At 66.7% G+C, this 10,270-nt stretch carries 11 protein-coding genes; 9 read left to right on the forward strand and 2 right to left on the reverse strand.

The window, feature by feature from the left end; translation table 11 throughout:
* The first annotated feature begins 48 nt into the window (after positions 1–48).
* Positions 49–690: a hypothetical protein gene (locus tag BRAS3809_RS36105; RefSeq protein ID WP_139017438.1), complete on the forward strand. Its 642-nt coding sequence runs from the start codon at positions 49–51 to the stop codon at positions 688–690.
* A 387-nt stretch (positions 691–1,077) separates the two neighbouring features.
* Here the strand turns inward: BRAS3809_RS36105 and BRAS3809_RS23975 are convergent, their stop codons facing one another.
* Positions 1,078–1,521 carry a CBS domain-containing protein gene (locus BRAS3809_RS23975; protein WP_240535756.1) on the reverse strand — a complete coding sequence of 148 codons (444 nt, stop codon included), beginning with the start codon at positions 1,519–1,521 and terminating at the stop codon, positions 1,078–1,080.
* 515 nt (positions 1,522–2,036) lie between these two features.
* On the opposite strand from BRAS3809_RS23975, the gene BRAS3809_RS23980 reads away from it, so the two are divergent.
* The 8 genes from BRAS3809_RS23980 to soxA all read left to right on the forward strand — a co-directional run bounded on the left by BRAS3809_RS23980 (position 2,037) and on the right by soxA (position 9,566).
* Positions 2,037–3,437 (forward strand): MFS transporter, encoded by a 1,401-nt coding sequence (locus BRAS3809_RS23980; protein ID WP_008964623.1) that lies wholly within the window; start codon positions 2,037–2,039, stop codon positions 3,435–3,437.
* A 137-nt stretch (positions 3,438–3,574) separates the two neighbouring features.
* Positions 3,575–4,024, forward strand: a complete 450-nt coding sequence (locus BRAS3809_RS23985; protein ID WP_008964624.1) for a (2Fe-2S)-binding protein — start codon at positions 3,575–3,577, stop codon at positions 4,022–4,024.
* A 10-nt stretch (positions 4,025–4,034) separates the two neighbouring features.
* Entirely contained in the window at positions 4,035–6,218 is a 2,184-nt protein-coding gene (locus BRAS3809_RS23990; protein WP_008964625.1) for a xanthine dehydrogenase family protein molybdopterin-binding subunit, read from the forward strand.
* Between the two features lie 55 nt (positions 6,219–6,273).
* Positions 6,274–7,551, forward strand: a complete 1,278-nt coding sequence (locus BRAS3809_RS23995) for an NAD(P)/FAD-dependent oxidoreductase (RefSeq protein ID WP_008964626.1) — start codon at positions 6,274–6,276, stop codon at positions 7,549–7,551.
* Positions 7,552–7,564: 13 nt separating this feature from the next.
* A complete protein-coding gene (soxX, locus tag BRAS3809_RS24000) occupies positions 7,565–7,981 on the forward strand; it encodes a sulfur oxidation c-type cytochrome SoxX (protein ID WP_008964627.1) in 417 nt (138 codons plus the stop codon).
* A 6-nt stretch (positions 7,982–7,987) separates the two neighbouring features.
* Positions 7,988–8,476, forward strand: coding sequence for a SoxY-related AACIE arm protein (locus tag BRAS3809_RS24005; protein ID WP_008964628.1), 489 nt, complete (start codon positions 7,988–7,990; stop codon positions 8,474–8,476).
* Positions 8,476–8,796, forward strand: coding sequence for a thiosulfate oxidation carrier complex protein SoxZ (gene soxZ / locus BRAS3809_RS24010; protein WP_008964629.1), 321 nt, complete (start codon positions 8,476–8,478; stop codon positions 8,794–8,796). The genes BRAS3809_RS24005 and soxZ overlap by 1 nt, the downstream gene beginning before the upstream one ends.
* Positions 8,793–9,566 (forward strand): sulfur oxidation c-type cytochrome SoxA, encoded by a 774-nt coding sequence (soxA, locus tag BRAS3809_RS24015; RefSeq protein ID WP_008964630.1) that lies wholly within the window; start codon positions 8,793–8,795, stop codon positions 9,564–9,566. Before soxZ ends, soxA begins: the two co-directional genes overlap by 4 nt.
* A gap of 393 nt (positions 9,567–9,959) precedes the next feature.
* Here soxA and BRAS3809_RS24020 read toward each other — a convergent pair.
* A partial coding sequence (locus BRAS3809_RS24020) for a LysR substrate-binding domain-containing protein (protein WP_035658010.1) occupies positions 9,960–10,270 on the reverse strand: 311 nt, incomplete at its 5' end.

Below are 10,270 nucleotides of genomic sequence, written 5' to 3' on the forward strand. Positions count from 1 at the left end.
TCTTCAGTGCGACAGCTCAAATCGGTCCCTTTGTGATTGAAACAAAACATGCCAGGACCATCCACAAGAAACTTGAGTCAACTGCCTGACGTCTTCTCATTAAAGCGGCTGCTTCAATCAGTGGCAATGCTCGATGCAATCATCTGTCCTGAGTGGGCGTACCGTTACTACTCTTTCAGCGCAAACTGGGCCACGGAAGAAATGATGGGCTCAATGCGGAATGGCGAAGGCGACGAGTTTTTCGTATTGTTCAATTCTTATGGCGCGTTCATCAAGGGCTTTGATCATGAGTCGATGGTAGCGTCGCTAAGATTGCCAAGCGAGCAGTTCTATCGCGATCTGCCTCGCCCGTTCGCTGCTTGTTGCAGTGAGCCTGCGTTCTCGCCGCAGGATGTCACATTTTGTATGTGGCGTCTTTCTGAAGCGCCGGCGTGGTCCAGTGCAAGACTTGAGCTGGCAGCATCCGGAGACAGCGATGGCTCGGCCCATCTGCTTTCAATACTTGACTGCTCGCCTGACACGTACCGGCAATGGGCAGCTGAATACTATCAGAGAGAGGTGTCTCCACAAGCCACGATCGCTGTGTACGAGCATCGTGCACTAACGGATGAAATCGTTGCTGCTATTAATCCAACAACCGATCTAGCTTCACTCGGTGAGGATATAGCCCAGATCGGCTATCCAACGTGAAACGATCCATACCGATCAGATCGCAGATGTCTGCTCAGGGCCAAAAGCGGCTTATCGGCTGTCCGACGGCTTACTTCCGGTTGAACCCGGAGAGCGGACGTCGCGAGCAATGGCCTGAGCGTCCGAGGTGGGCAATGGACGGAATTGTACGCAGCGTTGCGACCAAGTTGCGAGGACTGCGTGGAGGTTTTCCCTGTCGAAACCTCGCCTCAACTCGTGTTGTGCGTTAGTTCAGAAAGCCAAGAGTTGGCAATCCGCGCCGCAAGGTTCCTGCGAAATGAGGCGGGTGGGGAACTAAGAGACTCGTGGCCCTAGTCTATTGTAGTTGCCGCATGTCTCTTATGGGTCACGAGCAGACATTCGCGCGGGCTGCACCGCCCTCCCCTCTCACCCCCCCGGGCCGTCCTTCAGGATGTAGCCCATCAGGTCGTCCACGTTGTGCTCCAGATCGCGGATGATGTTCTTGACGACGTCGCCGATCGAGATCACGCCGACGACCTTGGTCCCGTCGAGCACCGGCAGGTGGCGAAAGCCGCGCCGGGACATCATGGCCATGCAGCCGTCCAGCGGATGGTCCGGCTTGACCGTCACCGGGTTGGCCGTCATCACCTGGGCGACCGGCGTCTGCTTCGCATCGAGCCCGGGCAGCAGCACCTTGATGGCGCAATCGCCCTGGGTCACGATGCCGACCAGCACGCCGTCGTCCATGACCAGCACCGACCGGACCCGGTTGTCGCGCATCTTCTGCAAGGCTTCGACGACCATGTCGCCGGACCGGACCTGGATCAGGCCGCCACTCTTCTGGGCCAGAGCGTTTCTGACTGTGCTCATCGATCTGCTATTCCACTCCCTGGTCTGTCGCGCCTTGCCGGTCTGCATGGAAGCGTAACCGAAATAGGTTGCCTCGTCAGCACTGCGCCGTCGCCCGGAGGTCCGCCACCGATGGTGCGCTGCGGTGGGCCGCAGATGCGCCGGGCGTTCGGAATGACAGGGAGGACGCACACTCTCTCCTCGCGTCGTTCCGGGGCGCGCGCAGCGAGCCCGGACCCGACCCCATACCCACAGGATATCGTGTGGGGCACGCCGGTGGTGGGCATCTCGTCACCCACGTCGCTCCGTGGCTATGGATTCCGGGCTCATTCGCGCTGCTTAAAAACGGCTGCGCCGTCTTCCGCGCGAATGCTCGGGAGTGACGGAGCAAGACGGGGTATCTCCTCCAGCATCGGTCTTCTCGCTCGCAGCCTCGCGCATAAGCCCATGCGCCCGTGAAGGCTGGGGTCCGAGCCCGCGCCCGTGTACATGCAAACGCGCACGGCGCCCGCGAACCGAGGTCAGCAAACGTCCCCATGTCCAACCGCCACCATGCCTCCAAGCTCGCCGGCGACGGCTCGGCCGACGGCCTGCCCGCCAGCCAGCGGCCCTGGGCGGTCGCGGCGATCTTCACGGCGCTGTCGATGGCCTCGCTCGACGTCGCCATCGCCAATATCGCGCTGCCGGCGATCTCGGCCGACCTGCAGGTGTCGCCGGCCGAAGTGGTGTGGGTGGTCAACATCTACCAGATCGCGCTGGTCGCGACCTTGCTGCCGCTCGGCGCGCTCGGCGAGATCGTCGGCCACCAGCGCATCTATCTCGGCGGCCTCTTGCTGTTCACGCTGGCCTCGGTCGGCTGCGCGCTGGCGTGGTCGCTGCCGACCCTGGTGATCGCGCGCGCCCTGCAAGGGCTCGGCGCCAGCGGCATCATGAGCGTCAACACCGCGCTGGTGCGCTACGTCTATCCCGGCAAGATGCTCGGCCGCGGGCTCGGCCACAATGCGCTGGTGGTCGGCATTTCCTTCACCTTCGGACCCACGATCGCCTCCGCCATCCTCTCGCTGGGCTCATGGCCGTGGCTGTTCGCGATCAACCTCCCTTTCGGCGTGATCGCGATCGCGATCGGCCTGAAGATGCTGCCGCGCACGCCGCGCGCCGACCACGGTTTCGACTTTCTCGGCGCCGGCCTTGCCGCGCTCTGCCTCGGCCTGTTCATCACCGGCATCGGCAGCGCCGCGCATGGCGCGACGGCCCCGATGGTGGTGGCGGAGCTCGCCGGCGCGCTCGTGCTCGGCATCATCCTGACGCGACGCCAGGCCGATCATCCCGCGCCGATGCTGCCGATCGACCTGTTCCGCCGCGGCGTGTTCGCGCTGTCGGCGGCGACCGCGGTGTGCTCCTTCTCGGTCCAGGGCCTCGGCTTCGTGTCGCTGCCGTTCTACTTCGAGGACGTTCTGCAACGCTCGCAGGTCGAGACTGGCTTCTTCATGACGCCGTGGCCGCTCGCGGTGACGATCATGGCGCCGATCGCCGGCCGGCTGTCCGACCGCTTTCCCGCCGGCCTGCTCGGCGGCATTGGCCTGGTGATGCTCGGAACCGGCATGGCACTGCTCGCGATGCTGCCGGAGAACCCGAGCATCCCGAACATCGTCTGGCGCATGCTGATCTGCGGCATCGGCTTCGGCTTCTTCCAGGCGCCGAACATGAAGGCCATCATGTCGAGCGCCCCGCCACATCGCAGCGGCGGCGCCAGCGGCATCGTCGCGACCGCGCGGCTGACCGGCCAGACCACGGGCGCGGCGCTCGCCGCGCTGTGCTTCAGCCTGGCCGGACGCGAGGGGGCAACGCTCGCTCTGGCGCTGGGCGCCGGCTTCGCCGCGCTCGGCAGCGTAATGAGCTTCCTGCGGCTGGCGGTGGCGCCGCCGCGCGGTCAGTGAAACCGAACAACAAACAACCCCAGGGCATCACAAATCTTCCGCAGCGCAAACGCATATTCTTGATTTGAACGTTGCAATCGTTCGCGCCACAGTGCGGCCCTCAGTTCAACTGGCGAGTTGAACGAAAGGGATCTGCGATGGCAAACCTCACGATTAATGGAAAACCCTATTCGCTCGACGTCGAGCCGGACACGCCGCTGCTGTGGGCAATCCGCGAGAACGCCGGTTTGACCGGCACCAAATATGGCTGCGGCATTGCACAATGCGGCGCCTGCACCGTGCATCTCGACGGCACGGCCGTGCGCTCCTGCGGCGTCACCGTCTCCGAGGCGGCCGGCAAGCAGATCACCACGATCGAGGGGCTGGCGAGCGACAACGGTCTGCACAAGGTGCAGCAGGCCTGGCTCGAGAACGACGTTCCGCAATGCGGCTATTGCCAGAGCGGGATGATCATGGCCGTCGCCGCGCTGCTCAAGGACAATCCGAAGCCGAGCGACCAGGACATCAACGACGCCATCACCAACATCTGCCGCTGTGGAACCTTCGCCCAGGTGCGCGAGGCGATCCACGCCGCCGCGAACGCCTGAGGAGGCCGGCATGAACCAGCACGTCACGCCGCGCCTCAACCGCCGCTCCTTCGTCATCGGCACCGCCGCGCTCGGCGGCGGCCTCGCGCTCGGGCTCGACCTCCCCTTCGGCGGTCCGCAGGTGGTCCGCGCCGCGGACGGCTCTCCGGAGGTCAACGCCTGGGTCGTGATCCGGCCCGACGACACCGTCGTGATCCGCATCGCCCGCTCCGAGATGGGCCAGGGCTCGCTGACCGGTCTCGCCCAGCTCGTGGCGGAAGAGCTCGCCTGCGACTGGAGCAAGGTGACGACGGAATATCCGACGCCCGGCCAGAACGTCGCCCGCAAGCGCGTCTGGGGCGACTTCTCCACCGGCGGCAGCCGCGGCATCCGCGCGTCGCAGGACTATGTCCGCAAGGGCGGCGCCGCCGCCCGCATGATGCTGATCCAGGCCGCCGCCGACGAATGGAAGGTGCCGGCAGCGGAATGCACGGCCGCCAACAGCGTCATCACCCACAAGGCGTCGGGCAAGACCACGACCTACGGCAAGGTCGCGGAGGCCGCGGCGAAGCTTTCGCCGCCGGCCGACGTCAAGCTGAAGGATCCGAAGGACTGGACCCTGATCGGCAAGGGCGTGAAGCGCCTCGACACCGCCGACAAGGTCACCGGCGCGATGATCTATGGCGCCGACATCAAGCTGCCCGGCATGCTCAACGCCGCGATCAAGGACTGCCCGGTCACCGGCGGCAAGCTGAAGAGCTATGACGAGGCCAAGATCGCCGGCATGAAGGGCGTCAAGAAGGTGGTCGCGGTCGACGGCACCGCGGTGGCCGTCGTTGCCGACACCTGGTGGCACGCGAAGACGGCGCTCGATGCGCTGCCGATCGTGTGGGACGAAGGCCCGAACGCGAAGGTCTCCTCCGCGTCGATCGGCAAATGGCTGGCGGAAGGTTTGGACTCCGGGCCGGCGTTCGTCGGCAATGAGAACGGCGACGCCAAGGCGGCGCTGGCGGGCGCGGTGAAAAAGGTGGAGGCGGTCTACAACTACCCCTACCAGAACCACGCCACGATGGAGCCGATGAACGCGACCGCGCTCTACACCGCCGATCGCTGCGAGGTGTGGTGCGGCACGCAGAACGGCGAGGCGGCGTTCGCGGCCGTGCTGGAAGCCTCAGGCTTGCCGGCCGACAAATGCGAGGTGCACAAGCTGATCCTCGGCGGCGGCTTCGGCCGGCGCGGCCAGACGGACTACGTCCGCCAGGCCGTGCAGATCGCCAAGGCGATGCCGGGCACGCCGGTCAAGCTGTTGTGGTCGCGCGAGGAGGACATGACGCATGGCCGCTATCACCCGATCACGCAGTGCAAGCTGACCGGCGGCTTCGACGCCGACAACAACCTGACCGCCTTGCACATGCGCATCTCCGGCCAGTCGATCCTGTTCAGCCTGCGCCCCGACGCGCTGGTCAACGGCAAGGACCCCGCGACCTTCCAGGGGCTCGCGCCGTCGGGCGAGGCCACGATCGGCTACTCCGTGCCGAACCTGCTGATCGAGCATGCGATGCGTAATCCGCACATCAATCCGGGCTTCTGGCGCGGCGTCAACGTGAACCAGAACGCGATCTATCTCGAATGCTTCATGGACGAGCTCGCCAATGCCGTCGGTCAGGATCCGCTGGAGTTCCGCCGCAAGCTGATGGCCAAGAACCCGAAGCATCTGGCGGTGCTCGATGCCGTGGCCGAGAAGATCGGCTGGGGCACGCCGGCGCCGGAAGGCGTGCATCGCGGTCTCGCTCAGCTGCACGGCTATGGCAGCTATGTCGCGGGCGCGGCCGAGATCTCGGTGATCGACGGCAGCAAGATCAAGATCCACCGCATCGTCGCCTCGACCGATCCGGGCTATGTGGTGAACCCCGCTCAGGTCGAGCGGCAGATCGCAGGCTCGTTCGTCTATGGCCTGTCGGCGCTGTTCTATGGCGGCTGCACCGTCAAGGACGGCCGTATCGAGCAGACCAATTTCGACAGCTACAACTCGATGCGCATCGCCGAGATGCCGAAGGTGGAAGCGATCATGGTTCCGAGCGGCGGCTTCTGGGGCGGCGTCGGCGAGCCGACCATCGGCGTCGCCGCGCCGGCCGTGCTGAACGCGTTCTTCGCCGCCACCGGCAAGCGCATCCGCTCGGTGCCGCTGCGCGACCAGAACATCACCTTCGCATGAGAGACGTGGCGGCGGCCGTTGCGACCGATGGCCGCCGCCGTGCTGATTTGAAGTCATGACATTCACCCGACGGCGCACGCGCAGGGAGGTTGGCGGCCTGATCGCGGCAAGCGTGGCGATGGTCGCCGGCCCTGCCGTGCTGCGCGCGCAAACCGCGGCGCGTGTCGTCGTGATCGGCGGCGGCTTCGGCGGCGCGAGCTGCGCCCGCGCGCTGCGCAAGGCCGATGCGACGCTCGACGTCACACTGGTGGAGGCCAGCACGACCTTCATTGCCTGCCCCCTGAGCAACGAGGTGATCGCCGGCCTGCGCGACATCGGCGCGCAGCAGTTCGGCTATGATCGCATCGCCGCCGAAGGCGTGCGCGTCGTGCTGCAGGCCGCCACCGCGATCGACGCGCCTGCGCACAAGGTCACGCTCGCGGATGGCACCACCCTCGCCTATGACCGCCTCGTGCTGGCGCCGGGCATCGACATCGATGTCACCGCGTTGCAAGGCTATGACGAGGCCGCCTCCGCCGTCATGCCGCACGCCTACAAGGCCGGCGAGCAGACGCTGCTGCTGCGCAAGCAGATCGAGGCGATGCCGGATGGCGGCACGATTGCAATCTCGGTCCCGGCCAATCCCTCGCGCTGCCCGCCGGCGCCTTACGAGCGCGCCAGCCTGATCGCGCATCATCTGAAGACGCACAAGCCGAAGTCGAAGGTCCTGATCCTCGATGCCAAGGACAATTTCTCGCAGCAGAAACTGTTCGAGCAGGCGTGGCAGCAGCTCTATCCCGGCATCATCGAACGCATCCCGCTGTCGCAAGGCGGCCGCGTCACGGGCGTCGATGTCACCACGCGCACCGTCGTCACCGAGTTCGGCAACTACAATCCCGACGTCGCCAACATCATCCCGCCGCAGAAGGCGGGCCGCATCGCAGCGCTCGCCGGCGCCACCGACCGCACCGGCTGGTGCCCGATCGACGCCGCGACCTTCGCCTCGAAGCTGCTGCCTGACGTGCACGTCATCGGGGATGCCTGTCTCGGCGGCGGCATTCCCAAATCGGCCGGCGCGGCGCGGGCGCAGGGCCAGGCATGCGCGGCGGTGATCGCACGCGACCTGATCGCACGGCCATCCGAGCCGCCACCGCTGACCGGCATCTGCTACAGCACCGTCGCGCCGGACTACGCGTTCTCGCTGTCCGGCGTCTATCAACCCAAGGGCGATCTGTTCGCCGAGGTGGAGGGCGGCAGGACCAGCCCGCTCGACGCACCATTGGCCGCGCGCGCGGCCGAGGCGGAGGCTGCGACGGCCTGGTTCAAGGCACTGACCCATGATGCGTTCGGCTAGCCGCGTCCTCGCCATGGTCATCGCCGCCCTGCCCGCGACGACCGGCGCGCAGCAGCTCACGCCGTACACGGTCGAAGCCGACGGCATCGCCGCCTCCCTCACCGGCCAGCCCGGCGACGCCGCGCGCGGCCGCGCGCTCGTGCTCGCGCGCAGCTCGACCTGCATCCTCTGCCACTCCGGCCCGTTCCCGGAGGCGCGCTTCCAGGGCGACCTCGCGCCGAGCCTCGCCGGCGCCGGCAGCCGTTCCACACCCGCGCAGCTGCGCCTGCGGCTGGTCGATGCCCGCCGGCTGAATCCCGGGACCATCATGCCGTCCTACTACCGGATCGACGGCCTGACCCGCGTCGGTTCCGCCTGGCGCGACAAGCCGATCCTGTCGGCCGAGCAGATCGAGGACATCGTCGCCTATCTCGCGACCTTGCGCGAGTGAGCCCATATGGAGAGCATGTTCGCCCAACGCCACATCTCGCGCCGCCACCTGCTGCAACTGGCGGGAACCGCCGCGGCCATGCCCGCGCTGCCGCTGATCACGGTCCGGCCGGCGCAGGCGACGCCGGCGATGCTGGCGTCCGCGATCCGCAATCTCGTCGGCGAGGCCAAGGTCAATGTCGGCAAGATCCAGCTCGACATTCCGCCGCTGGTCGAGAACGGCAACACCGTGCCGATGACCGTCAGCGTCGATCACCCGATGACGCCCGAGGCCCACGTCAAGAGCATCCACGTCTTCAACGAGAAGAACCCGCAGCCCAACGTCGCCAATTTCCACCTGACGCCGAGCGCCGGCCGCGCCCAGGTCACGACCCGGATCCGGCTCGCCGACACGCAGAAGGTCGTGGCTATCGCGCGACTTTCGGACGGCACGTTCTGGTCGGCGAGCGTGGACGTCATCGTCACGCTGGCCGCCTGCACCGAGGAGATGCCGTGATGCCCGCTGCCCTCGTCAACGTTGCCGCGAAGGCCAAGCGCGGCGCCGTCATCGAGATCAAGACCTTGATGAGCCACGTCATGGAGCCGGGCTATCGCCACACCGCAGCCGGCGAGATCGTGCCGCGCGACATCATCACCAGCGTCACCTGCAAGTTCAACGGCAGCGAGATTTTTCGCGCGGATCTGTTCCCCGCGATTGCCGCTAATCCGTTCCTGTCGTTCTTCACGACAGTGAGCGAGAGCGGCAGGTTCGAGTTCGAATGGATCGGCGACAACGGCTTCGTCGCCACGGCCTCCGCCGCGATCACAGTCGAATGATGCGGCGCGTGGCCCTTGCCATCGCGCTGCTCGGCGCGCTGCCGGTGCTGGCCGGCGAGATCGCGCCCGCCGAGCGCCGCTCCGGCTATGATTTCATGTCGTCCGACAGCAAGGCGATGCAGGACGACGACACCGCCAACCCCGCCATGCTCTCGGTGCTCGACGGCGAGACGCTGTGGAGCACGAAGGCGGGTGCGGCCAACAAGTCCTGCGGGGACTGCCATGGCGCGGTCGACGTCAGCATGAAGGGCGTGGCGGCCCGCTATCCCGCCTTCGATGCCGCAAGCAGCGCGCCGGTCGATCTCGCCCAGCGCGTCAATCTCTGCCGCAGGCAGCACCAGGAGGCCGAGCCGTTCGCGGCCGAGAGCCGCGAGTTGCTGGCCTTGACGGCGCTGGTCGCAAAGCAATCGCGCGGCATGCCGATCACCGCCGGCGACGACCCGCGCCTGAAGCCCTTCGTCGCCCGCGGGCGCGAGCTGTTCCTTCAGCGGCAGGGCCAGCTCAACCTCGCCTGCAGCAATTGCCACGACGACAATTGGGACAAGCACCTCGCAGGCTCGGCGATCACGCAAGGGCAGCCGACCGGCTATCCGATCTACCGCCTGGAATGGCAGGGCATGGGCTCGCTGCAGCGCCGCCTGCGCGGCTGCATGACCGGCGTCCGCGCGCGGGCTTTCGACGTCGACACGCCCGACATGATCGCGCTCGAGCTCTACCTGATGTCTCGCGCGCATGGCATGGCGATGGATGCGCCGGCGGTGCGGCCGTGAGCGCGTGGTCCTGAGCGTCGTGTGTCTCTCGACGGGGCGGCGGCGGAAGTGCACCTCTCCCCGCCCTTTGTGGGGAGAGATCGGATTGCGCAGCAATCCGGTGAGGGGTGGCACATAGGTAGCTCGGATCGCGGTCCATCGGACGGGCACGACGACTCGGCGATACGAGCGAGCTGCGAACACATACTAAGTCGCATTCTGTCTGCGTCGCAGCTGATCCCCCAAGCTGCACCGCCCGTGCGGCTGCCCCTCACCCCGACCCTCTCAGCGCGAGCGAAGCTCGTCGCGCCCCCGTCAGAACGGGGAGTGGGAGCGCACCGGTCACGCGGCGACGGCTTGCGTGACAGCGGAAGAGATCAGCTCGGATCGCGACAGACAAGCATCCTCTCCGCCTCACGCTCCCCCCTTCCGTCCCTTCCTCGCACCGGCCGCCGTCGCGTCGATGGCCGCCACGGGGCCCTCCGAGGCCTGCTTCATCAAGGGATCGGCGGCGATGAAGTCGATGAAGGTGCGGACCTTGGCGGAGAGATATTTGCGGCTGGGATAGACGGCCATCAGCGGCGCCTTGATGGTCATGACATCCGGCAGCACCGTCTCGAGCCGGCCCGCGGCCAGGTCATCCGCCATCAGCCAGCGCGGCAGCACCGCCATGCCCATGCCGGCGACGGCGGCGTGGTGCAGCAGCGTCTCGTTGCCACTGATGA

The sequence above is a fragment of the Bradyrhizobium sp. STM 3809 genome (assembly GCF_000239795.1).
Taxonomy (GTDB): domain Bacteria; phylum Pseudomonadota; class Alphaproteobacteria; order Rhizobiales; family Xanthobacteraceae; genus Bradyrhizobium.

What these genes read in the sequence shown, in the direction of transcription:
- BRAS3809_RS36105 (WP_139017438.1), top strand. Translation starts at nt 49, where the DNA reads ATGCCAGGACCATCCACAAGAAACTTGAGTCAACTGCCTGACGTCTTC.
- BRAS3809_RS23975 (WP_240535756.1), bottom strand. Translation starts at nt 1,521, where the DNA reads ATGAGCACAGTCAGAAACGCTCTGGCCCAGAAGAGTGGCGGCCTGATC.
- BRAS3809_RS23980 (WP_008964623.1), top strand. Translation starts at nt 2,037, where the DNA reads ATGTCCAACCGCCACCATGCCTCCAAGCTCGCCGGCGACGGCTCGGCC.
- BRAS3809_RS23985 (WP_008964624.1), top strand. Translation starts at nt 3,575, where the DNA reads ATGGCAAACCTCACGATTAATGGAAAACCCTATTCGCTCGACGTCGAG.
- BRAS3809_RS23990 (WP_008964625.1), top strand. Translation starts at nt 4,035, where the DNA reads ATGAACCAGCACGTCACGCCGCGCCTCAACCGCCGCTCCTTCGTCATC.
- BRAS3809_RS23995 (WP_008964626.1), top strand. Translation starts at nt 6,274, where the DNA reads ATGACATTCACCCGACGGCGCACGCGCAGGGAGGTTGGCGGCCTGATC.
- soxX (WP_008964627.1), top strand. Translation starts at nt 7,565, where the DNA reads ATGGTCATCGCCGCCCTGCCCGCGACGACCGGCGCGCAGCAGCTCACG.
- BRAS3809_RS24005 (WP_008964628.1), top strand. Translation starts at nt 7,988, where the DNA reads ATGGAGAGCATGTTCGCCCAACGCCACATCTCGCGCCGCCACCTGCTG.
- soxZ (WP_008964629.1), top strand. Translation starts at nt 8,476, where the DNA reads ATGCCCGCTGCCCTCGTCAACGTTGCCGCGAAGGCCAAGCGCGGCGCC.
- soxA (WP_008964630.1), top strand. Translation starts at nt 8,793, where the DNA reads ATGATGCGGCGCGTGGCCCTTGCCATCGCGCTGCTCGGCGCGCTGCCG.